Source organism: Rosettibacter sp. KY25 (genome assembly GCF_057554405.1).
Genome location: NZ_BAAJAO010000016.1, coordinates 1 through 19,226, shown reverse-complemented (window position 1 = coordinate 19,226; position 19,226 = coordinate 1). Strand labels below are relative to the sequence as shown.

Below are 19,226 nucleotides of genomic sequence, written 5' to 3'. Positions count from 1 at the left end.
AAAAAGAAAATGTTGTGTCATTCTGAGTCCGCCAAAGGCGGACGAAGAATCTCTCTTTGAAAATATAAAAATGTTTTTAGTTTACTTATAATTATGCATTTTAGAGAAAGAAAGGAATAATAAAGTGTCATCTTAATAGACATGGAATTATATTACGTATACATCATGACAAATAAAAGTCGAACACTTTATACTGGGGTAACGAATAATTTGATTAGAAGAGTATTCGAACATAAGAATAAATTAATTCCAGGATTTACAAGTAAGTATAACATAACAAAATTAGTTTACTATGAAGAGTTTAAAGAAATTAAAGATGCAATATCAAGAGAGAAACAAATAAAAGGTTGGATAAGGAAAAAAAAGATTGAGCTGATAGAGAAAATGAATCCTAAATGGGAAGATTTGAGTAAAGATTGGTTTTAGATTCTTTGTCTGTAAATAGATAATAACATTAAAAGACGAATAATGAATTTGAAAGAAGTAAAAATTTCTTTGAAATAAGTGATTGAGAGATTCTTCAGTCACCCCGGCAAAAGCGGGGTTCCTTCAGAATGACAGAAAAGAATTAATACTATTAGAGTAAAAAAAGAAAACGTTGTGTCATTCTGAGTCCGCCAAAGGCGGACGAAGAATCTAAAATAGATTATAGATTGGAAATTATTTATCATGCTTTCTGTTGAGAAATTGTTTTTATAATATTTGAATAGAATACTTAAAACTAAATAACGGATTGATACAATGAACAAAAAAGTTGTCATACTCGGCGCTGGAATTTCTGGACTTTCAACTGCATACTGGCTTTACAAAAAAGGGTATGAAATTATAATTCTTGAATCACGAAGTGAACCGGGCGGCTCAATGCAATCTGAATTTGTAAATAATTTTTTAATTGATTATGGACCAAACAGTGGACTCGAAACAACTCCATTAATTAATCAACTTGTTGATGAAGTCGGAATCTCAAATGAATTTGTTTATGCTAATGAATCATCAAACAAAAGATATATCTTAAGAAATAATGAACTGCATCCACTTCCGATGAATCCGCCTCTTTTCATAAAATCAAAATTATTTTCTGCAAAAGCAAAATTAAGATTAATGGCTGAACCATTTATCGGAAAATCTGAAGATGGTTATTATCAAAGTGTTGCAGAATTTGTAAGAAGAAGATTGGGACAGGAATTTTTAGATTATGCAATTGACCCATTTGTTAGTGGTGTTTTTGCGGGCGATCCAAATAAACTCAGCGTGAAATCTGCATTCCCAAAATTATATCGATTGGAAGAGGTTTATGGTGGATTAATCAAAGGAATGATTAAAGGGGCAAAAGAAAGAAAACAAAGAGCAGAACAATCCAAACAAAGTGCTAAGATGTTTTCTTTCATTAATGGAATGCAGTCATTTCCAAAAGCAATTGCAAAAAAATTAGAAGACAATATTCTTTACAATTGTGTTGTGAAAAAAGTAAAAAAAACTTCTGGTAACTGGGAAATAATTTATGAAATGAATGGAGAACAAATTAAAATTAACTCTGATATTGTTTTGTCAACTACTCCTGCTTACGTTGCCTCTAAGATTTTTGATGAAATTGATTCTGAATTGTCCAGGCATCTGAATGAAATCTATTATCCACCTGTTATGGTTTTGTATCTTGGTTTTAAAAAAGAAGCAGTTGGAAGACTATTAGATGGATTTGGATTTTTAATTCCATCAAAAGAACAAAAACATTTTCTTGGTGCAATTTGGAGTTCAACAATTTTTCCAAATAGATGCGAAGATGATAAAGCAGCATTTACTTTGTTTATAGGCGGCGCTCGTTCTCCTCATTTATTTGACATCGAAAAAGAAAAATTAATTGAAATTGTGCTTTATGAATTCAAGGATATTATGAAAATAAAAGGAGACCCAATTTTGGTTAAAGAGAAACTGTGGGAGAAAGCAATTCCTCAATACAATATTGGTTACATAGAACACGAAAATTATTTTGACAAATTTGAAAAAGAAAATCCAGGTTTAATTTTAAGCGGTAATTATCGTGGTGGAATTTCTGTAGGAGATTGTATAAAAAATTCTGAATTGATAATTCAAAATTTGATATTATGAAGAAAAACAAGCATCAGAATCACAGGCTGTTGCAAAGTAAATTATGCCATATTGAACGAATTATAATGTTATAAAATTTACTTATTATGAGATTCTTCTCAGCCAAAGACTGATGAGCCTTTGGCTCAATTTCGCTTCGCTTCATTCAGTATGACTTATTGAAATTTTGCAATATCTCAAGAATTCAGAATTAGGCAGTGGTGTCAGAAGTATATCTTAAAATTAATTACTTAACTGTTGTAAATAATTTTATGTTTATTTAATCAAAATTAGGCAGACTCAATTTCTTGTTACTTTTTTTACAGAACCGCATCATATAGTTTCGATTTTGATAAACATTGAAAGGAAAACTTATGAACAACAATCATATATTTGTAATATTCGGGGCATCAGGAGATTTGGCAAAAAGAAAATTAATTCCTGCACTTTATTCTTTATTCGAACAAAATTTACTATCAGATAAATTTATAATTCTTGGTGCAGCCAGAACATCCCTTTCTGATGATGAATTCAGAGACATTATGATTGAATCAATCAAAAAGTTTGGGAATAATCAAAACAAATCTAAAATAGAAGAATTCATTAAGTTCTTATTCTATATTCAGGTTCAATATGATGATTATTCTTCTTACATCTTGCTAAAAAATAAATTAAGTGAATTTAGAAATTCATTTGGTATAAGTGGCAATACAATTTTTTATTTATCAACTCCGCCAAATTTATATGATAAAATTCCTTTGAATCTTTCTAAAGCAGGATTAAATAAAGAAGATGACGGCTGGAAAAGACTTATAATTGAAAAACCATTTGGATATGATTTAGAATCTGCACTGCAACTTAAAGACTTATTATTAAAAGATTGGAAAGAAGAACAAATTTTTCGAATTGACCATTATCTTGGAAAAGAGACTGTTCAAAATTTACTTGTTACAAGATTTTCAAATGGAATATTTGAGCCTTTGTGGAATCGAAATTATATTCATCATATTGAAATAACTGCAGCAGAAAATATTGGAGTAGAAAATCGTGGCGGTTATTATGATAATATTGGTGCATTAAGAGATATGATTCAAAATCATCTTTTGCAGATTGTTGGTTTGATTGCAATGGAACCGCCTTCTTCTCTCGAACCGCTTTTTATTAGAAATGAAATATTGAAAGTATTCCATTCATTGCGGCCAATTAAAATCGAAGATGTTCCAATGATAGCTGTGAGAGGTCAATATACCTCTTCAATAATTAACAATGAAAAAGTTAAAGGATACAGAGAAGAAAATAATATAAATCCAGAATCAAGAACCGAGACTTATGCAGCAATGAAATTTTATATTGATAATTGGAGATGGGGCGATGTTCCATTTTATATTCGCACAGGGAAAAGATTGCCAACTCGTGTAACAGAAGTTGTGGTGCATTTTAAACCAACTCCTCATTTTCTTTTCTCGAGAAATAATATTCAGGAAGCATGCAACAAATTAATTCTAAGAATTCAACCAGATGAAGGAATGCTGCTTGAAATAGGAATGAAAACTCCTGGGCAGGGTTTTAATGTTCAAAATATTGACCTCGATTTTAAATATTCAGAACTTGCACATCAAAGAATTCCAGAGGCATACGAAAGACTTTTGTATGATACAATTAATGGTGATAATACACTTTTTGCCAGAACAGAAGAAGTAATTGCTTCATGGAAATTTCTTACGCCAATTCTCGAAGCATGGAAAAATAATCCTGATATACCTTTATATGGTTATCCAGCAGGTACTTGGGGCCCAATTGAAGCTGATAAACTGATTGAAGATGGAAAAATATCGTGGCGGTTCCCATGCAGAAATTTAACCAACAGTAATTTATATTGTGAATTATGAGAAGAGATAAAATTATTGTCTTTAATGAAATTAATGATGCTGCACTAAAGGCAGTTGAATTTATAAATCAAAAATTAGAAAGATTACAATCAAATAATTTTTTTACAATAGCTCTTTCAGGGGGCTCAACTCCCAAAAATTTATTTGATAGTATTTCAAAAAATTATTCAGATAAAATTGATTGGAGAAAAATTAAATTATTCTGGGGTGATGAAAGATGTGTGCCCCCAGACAACGAAGAAAGCAATTATCGAATGACTTATGAACATCTTATCAAACATATTGATATTCCCACAGAAAATATTTTTAGGATTAAAGGGGAATCAGAACCAGAGAAAGAATCAAAAAGATATTCAGAACTTTTACAAAAAGAATTGAAAAATATAAGTGGCATTCCTTCATTTGATTTGGTAGTTCTTGGACTTGGAGAAGACGGGCATACAGCATCTATTTTCCCGGATCAATTGGAGCTTTTTCATTCAGATAATTTTTGTGTAACAGCAATTCATCCAGTTGCAAAACAAAAAAGAATTTCAATTACGGGAAAAATTATTAATAATGCAGATAAAGTAGTATTTCTTGTAACAGGTGAAAACAAAGCACAAAAGATTTATGAAATCATAAATGAGAAAGAAACAGCAAAAAATTATCCCGCATATTTTGTAAATCCAATCTCAAAAAATTTAGTCTGGTTGATTGATAAAGATGCTGCAAAGCTAATAGATAAAACTAATTGCATTATCATCTCTTAGCCATAATGGTGATTTGGAATCTCTATTATAAAAAGAAATAATTTTGTTATAAAAACATTAAATTTGGTTTGCAATTTATTTATAAGTTAAATACAGAAGAAATTTAATAAAGCTAAATTTAACGTGGGAGTTTATATGGCAACTTATCCTACTAAACGATTAAGAAGATTGAGATATAATCCTATCGTCCGCAATATGGTGCGTGAGACTCAACTAAGCAAAGATGATTTAATTTATCCTTTATTTGTTGTTCCCGGAACAAAAGTAAAAAATGAAGTTCGTTCAATGCCTAATGTATATCAAATGTCAATTGATGTTCTTGTAGAAGAATGTAAAGAAGTTGAACAGCTTGGAATTCCTGCAGTAATTTTATTTGGAATTCCTGAACATAAAGATGAAATGGGTTCCGAAGCATATAATCCAGATGGAATTATTCAGCGTGCAGTAAGAGCAATTAAGAAAGAAGTAAAAAATTTGCTTGTTATTACAGATGTTTGCATGTGTGAATATACTTCTCATGGACATTGTGGAATTTTAAATGGCGAAAAAATTTTGAATGACGAAACTGTTGAATTGCTTGCTAAAGAAGCATTAACTCATGCTCAAGCTGGTGCCGATATTGTTGCTCCATCAGACATGATGGATGGAAGAGTAGCAGCAATTCGAAAAATTCTTGATGAAAATGGATTTATCGAAATACCAATTTTAAGTTATGCAGTAAAATATGCTTCTGGATTTTATGGACCATTCAGAGATGCCGCAGAATCTGCTCCTGCATTTGGCGATAGACGTTCTCATCAAATGGATATTGCAAATGCACTCGAAGCTTTAAGAGAAGCTGAAACTGATATCGAAGAAGGTGCAGATATTATTATGGTTAAACCTGCTGGTGCTTATCTCGATATTATCTGGCGTGTGAAGGAAAAATTTGGAATGCCTACAGCAGCTTATCAAGTCAGCGGTGAATATGCAATGATTAAAGCTGCATCAAAATTAGGCTGGATTGATGAAGAACGTGTAATGATGGAATCATTAATTGCAATTAAACGTGCAGGTGCTGATATGATATTAACTTACTTTGCAAAAGATGTAGTAAAGATTTTAGATAGAAATAAATAATTATTTTTATTCAATTATTGATGGATTAATTAAATAGTAATTGTTAGGCTTTCGAATTCTTTTATGAACTAAGAAATTTTAATATAGCCAAACCGCAGTGTTCGCAAAGAATATAAAAGAAATCGTAGAAGCTAAATCTTTGCGAATACTTGTTATCTTTGTATGGTGAAAGTAAAAATCGAAAAAGATTTTTCAAGGAAACTTAGAGTGGATATAAGTTTTTATGATTGATTAAATTCAGGATGAAAAATTCAAGGATGTCAGAAATAACTAAACAAACTTTAGAAGAGATTCTTCGTCCGCCCTTGGCAGACTCAGAATGACAGGAAAGATATTCGACTTTGCGTAGAGTAAAACTAATGGATTGTTATCCATGAAGAATCTAAAATATAATTTCATGCAAAGACGCAAGGAATTAAAGACGCAAAGAAAATTTACTGCTTTGCAACTTGGCGAGAAATAAAAAAATATGAAAATTACTTCGTCACGAAAGTCGAGACTTGCAATGACTTTGCTTTTCTATTTTTTTGACAGTTTCAATGTAACTATAACAAAATTCTCAAAAAAAGTGTAATAGATAAATTTTATCATATAATTTATTCAATGCCTTTACAGAAAGAAGAAAAAATACTTCCAGAATTAAGAACAAGATTCAGCATAAAAAATACATTTGCTGCTCTTAAATATCCCAACTATAAATTATGGTTTGGCGGACAAATAATTTCTTTGTTCGGCTCATGGATGCAGTCGACAGCACAAGCTTTCTTTATTTATGAATTGACTCACTCACCTGCTTTTCTTGGATATGTCGGATTTGCTAATGGAATCCCAACATGGCTATTTATGCTTTATGGCGGTGTAATTGCAGATAGATTTCCAAGAAGAAATATTTTAGTTGTAACACAAACCGTTATGATGCTTTTTGCATTTACACTTGCATTCTTAACTTTTGAAAAAATTGTTCAACCTTGGCACATAATTCTTTTGGCTTTTCTGCTTGGAGTTGCAAATGCATTTGATGCACCAGCACGACAGGCATTTGTAAATGAATTAGTCGATAAAGAAGATTTAATTAATGCAATAGCATTGAACTCAACAATGTTTCATAGTGCAGCTGCAATTGGTCCTGCTGTAGCTGGGGTAACTTATGCAGTTCTTGGTCCTGCATGGTGTTTTACAATTAATGGAATTTCTTTTATTGCTGTTATTTATAATTTGTTAAGAATGAAATTTAATTCGGTTATCAAAAAGAGTGAAAAGAAATCTGCATTCAAAGATCTTTATGATGGGATTAAATATCTAAAAACACAAAAGTTTATTTTAATCATAATGTTGATTGTTTCTTTTACAAGTATGTTTGGACTCAGTTTAATTACATTGTTTCCTGCATGGGCTGTTAAAATTTTACATGGCAATGCTGCTACCAATGGATTACTTCAAACATTTAGAGGAATTGGTGCTGTTATTTGTTCTTTAATCATAGCTTCTTTCAGCAGATACATTGTAAGAGGCAAAGTTCTTAGCTTTGGTATGATTTCTCTTCCTGCATTAATGATTTTATTTTCATTCAATCGTACTTTTTTTATTTCTGCATTTTTACTTATTCTAATTGGAGCAGCATTTATAGCAATAAATAATCTTTCAAACGGATTGACACAAACATTGGTTACAGAGGAATACCGCGGAAGAGTAATGGGAGTTTACAGCTTCAGCTTTTTTGCATTAATGCCAGTAGGCTCATTATTAATTGGAACTCTTGCCGAACATTTCGGTTCGCCGATGGCAATTTTTATTAATGGATTAATTTTGTTATTACTATTTGGTTCAATTCTTTTTAATTATACTATATTATCAAAGGTCGAATAAAAAAAGAAGATTACTAGAGAACTAGTTAAAAGGATAATAATCAACTACATTGCTTTCGAAATCACTATATAAAATTAACTTCAAATAAAATATCCCAGCTGCATCAGTTTCAGTTAACTGAAAACTTATAGACAAACGTTAATCATTCACTTCATATCTCAATTTCTTTCGGGTCATTTTCTAATTCAACTATTCTCCATTCGTTTTCTTCTTTATCAAATTCTGTTATCTTCTCAAGGGGAACTTTAAGATATCTTCCTGAAGCTGTAACAGCTACATCACCATTTGGTAAAATTATTTCGCCTGTCCCTTCAAAAAATCGATTGTTTTCTGATGTAATTCTTCCAATAACTTTTAGTTCTTCATTTAATGGAATTGGTTTCTTGAATTTTACATTTAATTCAATTGTAACTCCCCATATTTCTTCTTCATGATGATTTAATATTGCTCTTCCAATTGTTTCATCTAAAATTGCAGAAGCAATTCCACCATGCATTCTTCCAGGATAACTTTGATGTTCTTCAAGAGGTGTAAATAATGCTATTAATTCTTTGTTTTCTGTTACATAAAAATGAGCTTTAATTCCAAATTTGTTTTTTAGTCCACACACAAAACAGAGTTTTGAATTGTGCTGCTTTCCTACAATTTTGTGTATCATGATGATCTCCGAAAATAACTGTAATGAATAGTTTTTATTTCATAATTTCTTCAAGTTCTTCTTTGCTTACTTTCAATAAGCCATTTGGTATTAAGCGAGGTGTTAAAATTTTCCAATTGTTATCCTTAGAAAAGATTTCTTTAAATAAAGGCAGAGCATCTTTTAATCTTCCATTGTTTGCTAAAGTAACTGCAGTCCAATATTTCATTTCAAGATTATCTGGAAACATTTCCATTGCAGCTGAATATTCTTTCATTGCTTTATCCATGTCATTTTTTTCAACTGCTAAATCACCGTTGTTCATGTGTTCATAAGCACGATGAACTTTTAATAATCTTCTAAGTTCAATTAATGGCTCTGGATTATCGTCAACTCTTAAATCAACAAGTTTATCTTCCCAGACTTTCCCAGTTGGTTTACCTGAAAAAACAAGTAATGCAGCAGATTGTTTGCCGCGTATATCTCCGCCAGCATGTTCAGCTGCTTCAAGTGCAATTAATAATCTTTCTGCCAGAGGACCTTTTGATTTTTGAAATGCTTCTGCCATCGAGGGCCAAACTTTATCGTTAGACATTAAATTTGCTTGAACGGAAAATCCTTTCCCAACTATATGTCCAGCTGGTTGAATACAATTTTTTCCTGTAAAAGCAGCAGCATTTCCTTTTGCATCAAGTACTGCGAGTTGACGATAATCTCTTCCTTCGTCACTCTGGATTAATTCATCTACAACTTCTTTAGGGGTTTTTCCTTTCTTTAAAAGTTCTAATCCTCTTGGACCAAAAGATGCATTAACAAATGATTGAGTTGCTATTACTCCTACACCAGCTTCGCCCCAACAAACCACAGTTCCAACAGAAAACCAGTGCGATTGAACTGCAACTCCAATTTCTCCTGTGATTGAATCATAAGCAACTATCGAATAAGTATGTGTTAATGGATTTTCTGAAAAAAATGTTTGCGAATAATTTTTTGAAAATAGAATCAGCAGAAATAATAAAATTACTTTTCTCATGACTTCTTCCTTCATAATGTTTCATCTAAAATAAAATTTTATCCTCAATGATAAAACATAAAATTTGCTATTGATTAACATTTGCATTTATTTTTGTCTGTCATTTGAAAACAGATTGACTTAATTAACAAAATAAAATTCATACTGGAGTAAAAATGAAGCATACAAATTTATTTTTAATGTTTGTTCTTTCATTTTCATTATTATTTGCACAAAATAAGAAAGAATCAAAACCACAATTAAAAACTCAAGACGATTCAATTAGTTACAGCATTGGGCAGAATATTGGAAAAAATTTGAAAGATGCAGACCTTCATATCAACTTTGATATTTTGTATCAGGGTATGCAGGACCAAATTAAAGGAAGCTCTTTGTTGACTGATGATGATATTCAAAGAGTTATGATTGCATTTAATCAAAAATTAATTGCAAAAAGAAATGCTCAGATGAATGCAGTTAAAGAAAAAAATAAAAAAGAAGCAGAAGCATTTCTTACGGAAAATAAAAACAAAGAAGGTGTTGTAACTTTGCCAAGCGGTCTTCAATATAAAGTTCTTGTTAAAGGAAATGGTCCTCAGCCAAAAGATACAAGTGTGGTTAAAGTTCATTACATTGGTAAATTTCTTGATGGAAGAGAATTTGACAATTCTTATAAAAGAGGGGAGCCGGCTGAATTTCCTCTTAATCAGGTTATTAAAGGATGGACTGAAGCTCTTCAATTAATGCATGTAGGCGATAAATGGATTTTATACATTCCACCAGAATTGGCTTATGGTGAAAATGGCGCAGGCAACACAATTGAACCAAATTCACTTTTAATTTTTGAAGTAGAATTACTTGATATAGTTAATTAAGTTTTTTCAAGAGCAGGAGGAAGATTTTTTCTTTCTCTTGCTCATATTTGCTTTGCGAAACAAATAATCTTACCTCTTAAATTGAATTCTTCAAATTAATTCCTATTCATTTTGTGCATTGACAAAATATTTTATGATATTATAAATTTATAGTGCGAAACTATAATTCAATTGAAATGAAATTTATTCCTTCATATAAAAAATTGCTTGAAAGCGGTGAACTTAAACTTCGTGCAGAAGAAGCCCTAAATATTTTAAAATCATGTAAAAGCTGTCCAAGAAATTGTGAGGTAAATCGTTTTGAAAATGAATATGGCTTTTGCATGAGCGGCTATCTTCCAATTGTTTCATCTTACACACCTCATTTTGGAGAAGAACCAGTATTATCAGGTACACGTGGTGCAGGAAATATTTTCTTTGGTAATTGTAATTTAAGATGTGTTTACTGCCAAAATTTTGAAATAAGTCAAAATTGGAAAAATGAAAGAAAACATGAAGTAACTCATGAACATTTGGCAGATATAATGTTAAGACTTCAGCAGATGGGATGTCATAACATTGGTCTTGTTTCTCCAACTCATTTTTCTGCTACAATTTTAAAATCAATTTACATTGCAGCTGAACATGGTTTAAATCTTCCAATTATTTATAATACAAATGGATATGATTCAGTAGAAATACTCAAGCTTTATGATGGTGTAATTGATATTTACCTGCCTGATTTCAAATATGGGAATGACGAATATGCCCGAAAATATTCTTATGTGGATGATTACTTTGAAAAAACAAAAGCTGCAATTAAAGAAATGTATAGACAAGTAGGTGATGAACTTGTTTATGAAGGCAATGTAGTTGTAAGAGGCTTGATAATTCGTCATCTTGTTCTGCCAAATGGATTGGCAGAATCAGAAAAAGTATTCAAATTTATTTCAGAAGAATTAAGTCCAAATGTTCATATCTCTTTGATGTCACAATATTATCCTACAAATAAAGCCCATAAAGAAATTTTATTGAGCAGAACAATCAGAGAATCTGAATATGAAAGAACTCTTGAGTTAATGGATAAATATGGACTTCATAACGGATGGATTCAGGAGATGGACAGTTATGAACATTACAGACCAAATTTCTGGGAAAGTCGTGATAATCCTTTCAATAATTAGAAATGAATTTTTCTAAATAGCTTCTCCAAAAAGTGTAGCTGAAGTAGCTCGATTAATTTTTACTCGAACGTAATCACCAATTTTTATATTCTCATTTTTTGGTATTACAACCACTTTGTTGGTGTCTGTTCTTCCAGATAAAAATTCTTCTGACTTTTTGCTGAATCCTTCAACAAGAATTACTTCTTCTTTGTTAATAAGCTGTTGATTTATTTCGTAAGATATTTTTTGCTGGAGTTCAATAATTTCATTTAATCTTCTCAACTTTATTTCTTCTGGAACATCATCTTTCATGTTGTAAGCTTTTGTTCCTTCTCGAGGTGAATATTTGAACATATAAGCTCCATCATATCTTACATGTTTCATAACATCTAAAGTCATTCTGTGGTCTTCTTCGGTTTCTGTTGGAAATCCTGCAATAATATCTGTTGAGAAGCTGACACCCGGAATTATTTTTCTTGCTTTGTCAATTAAATTAAGATAATGCTCAATTGTATAAGTGCGGTTCATCAGCTCAAGAATTCTATTCGAACCAGATTGTACTGGAAGATGAATGTAATTGCAAATGTTATCATGTTCTGCAATTGTATATAAGAGTTTATCTGATAAATCCTGCGGGTGAGAAGTTGTAAATCTTATTCTCATATTTTTATCAACAGATGCACAGGCAGCAAGCAAATCTGCAAAATCATAATTTCCATCTTTATAAGAATTAACATTTTGTCCAAGTAAAGTAACTTCCTTAAAACCTCGTGAAGATAATTTTTTAATTTCTTCAACAATTGAATTTAATGAGCGGCTTCTTTCTCTTCCTCTTGTAAAAGGAACAACACAGAAAGAACAAAATTTATCGCAGCCTCTCATAACAGCAATCCATGCACTTATTCCATCTTCGCGGTATGGTTCTATATCTTCATAAGTTTCTGTTCTTGAAAGTTTTACTCCGATTCCTTTTTCCCCTCCAAATGCATATTCAATGTATTCGGGTAATCTTCTATATTCATCAGGACCAACAACAACATCAACAATTTTCTTTTCTTCGATTAAACTTTTTCTTAATCTTTCTGCCATGCAGCCAAGCACACCAATTACAGCAGAAGGATTTTTTTTCTTAACATTTTTTAAGTGGTCTAATCGATGAAATATTTTTTCTTCTGCATTTTCTCTTACGCTGCATGTATTTAAAAGAATTACATTGGCATCTTCAAGTTCTTTTGTAATTTCATAACCCTGCTTTTTTAAAATTCCCATGATTAATTCAGAATCTGCAAGGTTCATCTGGCAGCCATAAGTCTCTATGTAAACATGGTTTTTGTTCATTCCTATCCTTTCAAATAATAACTTTCAAATTTGGGTTACAAAGCTAAAAAGATTGATAAAGATTAACAAGACAAAATGGCTTGATATTAATAACCTCAAACAATTCTTAATTTATTTTAATATTTTTTAATACTTATTTTTAATAAAAATGGAGTTGAGATGAATATAAATCTTAGTGAAAAATTATTTGAAGAAGCAAAAAAATATATACCAGGCGGGGTTAATTCTCCTGTAAGAGCATTTAAATCTGTTGGCGGAACCCCATTGTTTATTTCAAAAGGAATTGGCTCAAAAATGTTTGATGTAGACGGCAATGAGTTTATCGACTACATTGGAAGCTGGGGACCACATCTTTTTGGTCATAATCCGAATTTTATAAAACAGGCAATCTTAAATGCACTTGAAAATGGAACAAGCTTTGGTGCACCAACAGAACTTGAAGTTAAAATTGCAAAGTTAATTACTGAACTTGTTCCATCTGTTGAAATGGTTAGAATGGTAAACAGCGGAACCGAAGCTACTATGAGTGCAATTCGAGCTGCAAGAGGATTTACAGGTAAAGATAAGATTATAAAATTTGAAGGCTGCTATCACGGGCATGGAGATTTCTTTTTAATCAAAGCAGGAAGTGGAGCATTAACATTTGGTGTTCCAACTTCTCCAGGTGTAACAAAAGGAAATGCAGCTGATACTTTAATAGCAGAATATAATAACATTGATTCTGTTAAAAAATTGATTCATGAAAATAAAACTGCAAATGGAAATCAAATTGCAGCTGTTATTGTTGAGCCAGTTGCAGGTAACATGGGAACTGTTTTGCCAAAAGAAAATTTTTTAAAAGAACTAAGAGAAATTTGCAGCGAAGAAAAAATTGTTTTGATTTTTGATGAAGTGATGACAGGATTTCGACTTTCAATAGGTGGGGCACAGGAAATTTATGGTGTAAAACCTGATATGACAACATTTGGGAAAATTATTGGCGGAGGGTTGCCTGTAGGTGCTTATGGAGGTAAAAAAGAAATTATGGAAATGATATCTCCAAGCGGACCAATTTATCAAGCAGGAACATTAAGTGGTAACCCAATTGCAATGAGTGCTGGTTATGCAGCATTAACTTATATCAGCAAGCATCCTGAGATTTATGAACAACTCGAAAAAAATTCAGCTTATCTTGAAAATGGAATTAAAGATGCAATTAAATCATCTGGCAAGAACTTTCAGTTAAATAGAATTGGTTCGATGATGACATTATTTTTTACTGAGGAACCTGTAGTGGATTATAAATCAGCAGTAAAATCTGATACCAAACTTTATGGAAAATATTTTCATGAAATGTTAAATCGAGGAATTTATTTGCCCCCGGCACAATTCGAAGCGATGTTTGTTTCTACTGCTCATTCAAAAGAAGATTTGGATAAAACAATTCAAGCAAATTTTGAAGCATTGAAAAAAATTGTAGAAGAAAATTGAGATTGCTTAGTTTCAATAAAATTCATTGTGGCTTGCAATGAATTTCTTATGATTTTTTATAGAGATTTTTCGTCCGCCTATGGCTTATTCTAAATGACATTTAATTTGAATTATTATTTTGAAGGAACTCCGCCTTATGCGGAGCGACAGAAGAATCATAAAAATAATTTCTCGCTAAAACACAAAGAATAAGAGATGCAAATAAAAACTTTGCGGCTTGGTAGCTTTGCTTGAAATTCAAAATGACAAATTATTCAATTTACATTTCTTATAAAATTCTTTGCGTTCTCTGCGGTTAGATTAATTGTGATACCGCAGGGAACGCTAAGAATGAAGACGACTAATAGAGAGAATATTGCATCAATAAATTATATCTATCAACTTATAACAAAGAAAAATTATTCTAAACAGAGTTGTAAAATTTCAATCACTTCTTTTTTACCAATATTTTCATGTTCACCAAGTTTTTGGTTTCTATCTTCGAATCTCTTTGCAATCTCTTCAAATTTTTCTGTTCCAATTCCATTTTCTTTAAGCTTTGTTTTCATTCCAAGTGAACGGAAGAATTCTTCTGTCATCTCAATTGCTTTATCAGCAGCATCATCTCCTTCATAATTCCAAACATTCTTTGCATACTGTTTTAATTTTTCTTCCTTATTTTTCTTTTGATGCTTCAATACACCTGGCAAAACAATAGCAAGAGTTCTTGCATGGTCAAGTCCATAAAATGCAGTTAATTCATGACCAATTGAATGAGTCGCCCAGTCTTGAGGCACACCACATCCGATATTACCATTCAATGCTTGTGTAGCTGTCCACATTAAATTTGCTCGGACATCATAATCTTTTGGATTCTTTAGTGCCTTAGGTCCTTCTTCAATCAATATTTTTAATAATGCTTCAGCAAATTTATCCTGAACTGCTGCATTAACAGGATAAGTCAAATATTGTTCTGTTATATGAACAAAAGTATCAACAATGCCATTAGCTGTTTGCCATTCAGATAGAGTGAATGTTGTTTCAGGGTCTAAAATTGAAAATTTAGGATAAACAAGAGGATTACCAAAGGCAAGTTTTTCCTGTGTCGATTCCCGAGATATCACAGCAAACATATTCATCTCTGAACCTGTAGCTGGCAAAGTTAGTACACTTCCAAGTGGAATTGCTTTTTTTGGTTCAGCTCCTTTTGATAAAATATCCCATGGGTCTCTATCTTCATACAATGATGCAACTGCAATAAATTTTGTTCCATCTAGAACAGAACCCCCACCTACACTTAATAAGAAATCTATTTTAGAAGTCTTGCAGATTTCAACTGCTTTCATCAATGTTTCATACTTGGGATTTGGTTCAATTCCTCCAAACTCAAGTAAATTAAAATCTTTTAGAGCTTCTTTTACCTGCTGATAAACTCCATTTTTTTTGATTGAACCTCCTCCATAAGTCATTAATATTTTTGAATCTTTGGGAATAAGAGAAGATAATTCTTTGATTGTCCCTTTTCCAAAAACAATTTTAACTGGATTGTGATATATAAAGTTATTCATAATAAACCTCACTTTTAATTAAAAGATTAAATTCAATCGGCAAAAATAAAAATTAGAAAGGAAACTCTTCTTTATAATTAATTTTTTCCTGCGGCTTTTCTATTTCAAGATTCTTTTTTGCTGTTTGATGATAAACATTTCCCTCAACATAAATTGCTTTGTATGGTTTTACTGGACATGCATATTCACATGCACCGCAGCCGATGCAATATTCTTCTCGAACTTCAGGGATAACCAAATTTTTTTCAAAGGGAATCATGTGAACTGCTTTCGTTGGGCAGTGTTCTGAACATGCACCGCAATCGGTCTTTTGTGTGTAAACAATGCAATTTTCTTTTACAAATTTTGCTTTCCCAATTTGTGTTAATTTTTTCTTTTCAATTTCTATAGGAAGAATTGCTCCTGTTGGACAAACTTGACTGCAAATATTGCAGTCAAAATTACAAAAACCTGCATTGTTGTTTAATCTTGGCTGAAGCATTCCGGTAAATCCGTATTCAAGAAAAGAAGGTTGAAGTACCTGAGTTGGACATGAACTTACACACAAATGACATGCAGTGCAAATTGAATTAAATCTCTTTATGCTGATTGAACCTGGAGGTGATACAGCATTTTTTCTGAATATGGGAACTGTGCTTGGCTTTGTTACAACAATTTGTTTTTTTACTTGAGAGAAGATTGATGATAAAGATGTTAAATATATTCCTGCTGAAATTAGAAATTTTCTTTTTGATTCATTCACTACTTCAACTTCTTCAACTTCTATTTTCTCTTTTTTTGTAACTTTGAATCCAAATGTTATTCCTTGAGTTGGGCATAATGAAATGCAGTCAAAACATGCTACACATCTCGACATGTCCACAATTTTTGATTCACTATCGATGCAGTTTGCTTTACAGTCGCGCTCGCATAATCCACAGCTTAAACATTCTTCATCTTTAATAATAATTTTAAAGAAAGAAAATTTTGATATAAACCCGAGCAATGTTCCTACTGGACAAACAGTATTGCAGTATAATCTTCCTTTTTTGTATGCCAAATAACCAACAAAAATGAAAAATGAAATTGTAATGATGAATGGAATCAAGTTGAATGTCTTTATTTCATAAGGATAGAGTGAATAAATTTTGATGTTAGTTAAAATGTTGGCTAAAAAATTGTTGATGCCGATTAGTATTGGTCTAAAAATATTTCCTGCTATTCTTCCATAAATGCTGTAAGGGTCAAGCAAATTTATTCCAAGAGCAATACCAGATAAAAATAAAATAACACATAAGGCAAGAAAAGACCATCTCAAGATTTTTTGCTCTTTTAAGAATTCAAATCTTCTTTTCCTTCTTTTGATTTTTTTTGCGATGTAGTTAATTATATCTTGAAGAAAACCAAGAGGACAAATTGTAGAGCAATAAATTCTTCCGAAGAAAATTGTTAATAAAAATATTAGTATAAAACCACTTGAAAAAACTGTGAACACAGCAAGTGATTTTAACAAAGAAGGAACGAATTGGAAATAAAGAACATATTTTGTAATTGATGCAGGAATTTGTTCAGTAAAATCAACAAGTATGATTGTTGTTGGAATGAAAAATAAAATCGAAAGAATTATCCGGATTTTTCTAAGCGATGATGTATTCATTTCAAAGAATTATTCTGTTAATTTTTAGTGAATCAAGATTTTTGTTGCCTACACCTAATTCATAGGCTAAACTTATATATGGAATATCATTTGGATCTAAGCCAAATAATTTAGCAGCTGCGGAATCTGCTGCAACCATATCAGTAGAAATTATTTGTGATTTCATGACAACCACATCTGCCATCGATACTCCTCGTGGTCCATTGCTTTTTAATACATAGTAAGCATCAACAATGTTCAAATCGGGTTTTCTGAATGTGCTGAAATCTGCAATACATTGATGTAAATCTGTTCTGTGCCAGTAGCCTCTGTCCCAAACAACGCCCATAAGATTTTTCATTGTAATTGTTAATCTTGTTGAACCATGATGTTTTAATATTGGAATGTTGATAAACACATCGCACTCAAGCAGAAGTTCGTGCACTTTATCTTTTTTGAGTTTCTTCCCTTTTTTGACTTCAACATTTTGATAATAACTTTCACTGTTTGCAGGCACAATTTCTCCTCCAGCATCCTTAACTGCTTTTTCTATTCCGCTGTTTGAATAACATCTTCTCCAATCATCACAGGTGTGATCAAATACATAAACTTTTTTTGCACCAGCATTGTAGCAATGTTCAATTACTCTTGCAACAAGTTTTGGATTTGTGTTTCCTGCACGTTCAGGCACAACATCCCAGCCAATATTTGGCTTAATTAATACAGTTTGATTTTTCTTAACAAATGTTTTTATGCCGCCAAGAGATTTAATCCCTTCGTCAAACATCTTATCGGGTTCGCCACCTTTTATTGCAACAAGGTCATATGGCAAAGATGAATTATTTTCTTTTGAAACAAAATTATTAATAAATCCAGGGAATGTTAATGAAGCACTTAATATAGTTCCTGCCTGAATGCTTTTTCGAATAAAATCTCTGCGTTTCATTTTTTTATTCTCCGTTTGTATAAATTTTTTCATTAAAAGATAGATATATATTATATTGTATTCAAGATTTACAAAATAATTAAGGGCACTAAAATGAATACCAATACAATTTTATTAAACCAAACCAGAATAAAAAGCATTATCTTCGATTTGATTGCATTATCTGTGATTACATTGACACCTGCTTTGTCACATTTATTTAGTATTCCATTTTATTTATTAGAACCTATGAGAATTATGTTGTTGATTTCTTTGTTTCATACTTCAAAGAAAAATGCATTTATTCTTTCATTTGTTTTGCCATTCTTTTCTTTGATTATTTCAAGTCATCCATCATTTCCTAAAGCAGTTTTGATATCTACCGAGTTAATGTTGAATGTATATCTTTTCTTTTTATTATCACAAAAATTTAATAATAGTTTTATTGCAATGTTCTTGAGTATTGTATTGAGCAAGTTTTATTATTATGCAATAAAATTTTTATTGGTTTCCCTGGGATTGATGACTGGTGAGATTGTATCGACACCAATTTATTTACAAGTTTTAATTGCTGTTGCACTTTCATTTTATGCATTTATTGTAATGAGAAAGGAGAAGAATTAAGGTTTATCTAATTAATCAATTTTTCAAATTAGTGCATGCTGAAAGTCAAAACATCGAATAACTTTGAGTTCTCTGTGGTTTAATTTATAATGAAACCGCAAAGCACACAAAGTTCACAAAGAATTTTAGAGGTTCTTCGTCCGCCTTTGGCGGACTCAGAACGACATGAAAATTTTTATGTTGATTAAAGAATCTAAAAACAGAGAAAATCTAATAAATCTGTGTTCAAAAAAATATTGAAACCACAAAGTTCGCAAAGAAAAACTTTGCGGCTTTGCGAGAAATGAAAAATAAATTAAGAGTGTTTTGCAATAACATTTATAGAGA

At 31.3% G+C, this 19,226-nt stretch carries 16 protein-coding genes; 10 read left to right on the top strand and 6 right to left on the bottom strand.

Translation table 11 applies throughout. The annotated features are described in order from the left end of the window. Positions 1–141 precede the first annotated feature (141 nt). From AC27L2_RS10140 to AC27L2_RS10115, 6 genes are all read left to right on the top strand, one after another. Entirely contained in the window at positions 142–426 is a 285-nt protein-coding gene (locus tag AC27L2_RS10140) for a GIY-YIG nuclease family protein (protein ID WP_487211652.1), read from the top strand. Positions 427–741: 315 nt separating this feature from the next. Beyond that, positions 742–2,106 carry a protoporphyrinogen oxidase gene (gene hemG, locus AC27L2_RS10135; protein ID WP_487211651.1) on the top strand — a complete coding sequence of 455 codons (1,365 nt, stop codon included), beginning with the start codon at positions 742–744 and terminating at the stop codon, positions 2,104–2,106. 353 nt (positions 2,107–2,459) lie between these two features. Continuing rightward, positions 2,460–3,974: a glucose-6-phosphate dehydrogenase gene (gene zwf, locus AC27L2_RS10130; protein ID WP_487211650.1), complete on the top strand. Its 1,515-nt coding sequence runs from the start codon at positions 2,460–2,462 to the stop codon at positions 3,972–3,974. Continuing rightward, positions 3,971–4,726: a 6-phosphogluconolactonase gene (gene pgl / locus AC27L2_RS10125; protein ID WP_487211649.1), complete on the top strand. Its 756-nt coding sequence runs from the start codon at positions 3,971–3,973 to the stop codon at positions 4,724–4,726. The genes zwf and pgl overlap by 4 nt, the downstream gene beginning before the upstream one ends. 135 nt (positions 4,727–4,861) lie before the next feature. Next, positions 4,862–5,845, top strand: coding sequence for a porphobilinogen synthase (gene hemB, locus AC27L2_RS10120; RefSeq protein WP_487211648.1), 984 nt, complete (start codon positions 4,862–4,864; stop codon positions 5,843–5,845). Positions 5,846–6,448: 603 nt separating this feature from the next. Further along, positions 6,449–7,711, top strand: coding sequence for an MFS transporter (locus tag AC27L2_RS10115; protein WP_487211647.1), 1,263 nt, complete (start codon positions 6,449–6,451; stop codon positions 7,709–7,711). Positions 7,712–7,862: 151 nt separating this feature from the next. On the opposite strand, the gene AC27L2_RS10110 is transcribed toward AC27L2_RS10115, so the two are convergent. Both AC27L2_RS10110 and AC27L2_RS10105 read right to left on the bottom strand, forming a co-directional pair. Further along, positions 7,863–8,369, bottom strand: a complete 507-nt coding sequence (locus AC27L2_RS10110) for a PaaI family thioesterase (RefSeq protein ID WP_487211646.1) — start codon at positions 8,367–8,369, stop codon at positions 7,863–7,865. 34 nt (positions 8,370–8,403) lie between these two features. Further along, a complete protein-coding gene (locus AC27L2_RS10105) occupies positions 8,404–9,381 on the bottom strand; it encodes a DUF1028 domain-containing protein (RefSeq protein ID WP_487211645.1) in 978 nt (325 codons plus the stop codon). A 155-nt stretch (positions 9,382–9,536) separates the two neighbouring features. Here AC27L2_RS10105 and bamJ point away from each other — a divergent pair, with 155 nt between their 5' ends. After that, complete coding sequence (gene bamJ / locus AC27L2_RS10100; protein WP_487211644.1) at positions 9,537–10,235, top strand: BamJ family beta-barrel-assembly machinery protein; 699 nt, start codon at positions 9,537–9,539, stop codon at positions 10,233–10,235. A 176-nt stretch (positions 10,236–10,411) separates the two neighbouring features. Continuing rightward, positions 10,412–11,398 carry a radical SAM protein gene (locus AC27L2_RS10095; RefSeq protein ID WP_487211643.1) on the top strand — a complete coding sequence of 329 codons (987 nt, stop codon included), beginning with the start codon at positions 10,412–10,414 and terminating at the stop codon, positions 11,396–11,398. 12 nt (positions 11,399–11,410) lie between these two features. Here the strand turns inward: AC27L2_RS10095 and miaB are convergent, their stop codons facing one another. Next, positions 11,411–12,718 carry a tRNA (N6-isopentenyl adenosine(37)-C2)-methylthiotransferase MiaB gene (miaB, locus tag AC27L2_RS10090; protein WP_487211642.1) on the bottom strand — a complete coding sequence of 436 codons (1,308 nt, stop codon included), beginning with the start codon at positions 12,716–12,718 and terminating at the stop codon, positions 11,411–11,413. A 159-nt stretch (positions 12,719–12,877) separates the two neighbouring features. Between miaB and hemL the strand changes: the two genes are divergently transcribed. Beyond that, a complete protein-coding gene (gene hemL / locus AC27L2_RS10085) occupies positions 12,878–14,188 on the top strand; it encodes a glutamate-1-semialdehyde 2,1-aminomutase (protein ID WP_487211641.1) in 1,311 nt (436 codons plus the stop codon). Between the two features lie 398 nt (positions 14,189–14,586). Here the strand turns inward: hemL and AC27L2_RS10080 are convergent, their stop codons facing one another. Genes AC27L2_RS10080 through AC27L2_RS10070 form a run of 3 tightly spaced genes read right to left on the bottom strand, consistent with a single transcriptional unit; the run spans position 14,587 to position 18,296 of the window. After that, positions 14,587–15,735, bottom strand: coding sequence for an iron-containing alcohol dehydrogenase (locus AC27L2_RS10080; protein WP_487211640.1), 1,149 nt, complete (start codon positions 15,733–15,735; stop codon positions 14,587–14,589). A 52-nt stretch (positions 15,736–15,787) separates the two neighbouring features. Continuing rightward, a complete protein-coding gene (locus AC27L2_RS10075; RefSeq protein WP_487211639.1) occupies positions 15,788–17,371 on the bottom strand; it encodes a 4Fe-4S dicluster domain-containing protein in 1,584 nt (527 codons plus the stop codon). Between the two features lies 1 nt (position 17,372). Beyond that, entirely contained in the window at positions 17,373–18,296 is a 924-nt protein-coding gene (locus tag AC27L2_RS10070) for a DUF362 domain-containing protein (protein WP_487211638.1), read from the bottom strand. Positions 18,297–18,389: 93 nt separating this feature from the next. Here AC27L2_RS10070 and AC27L2_RS10065 point away from each other — a divergent pair, with 93 nt between their 5' ends. Beyond that, positions 18,390–18,899 carry a hypothetical protein gene (locus AC27L2_RS10065; protein ID WP_487211637.1) on the top strand — a complete coding sequence of 170 codons (510 nt, stop codon included), beginning with the start codon at positions 18,390–18,392 and terminating at the stop codon, positions 18,897–18,899. The last annotated feature ends 327 nt before the right edge of the window (positions 18,900–19,226 follow it).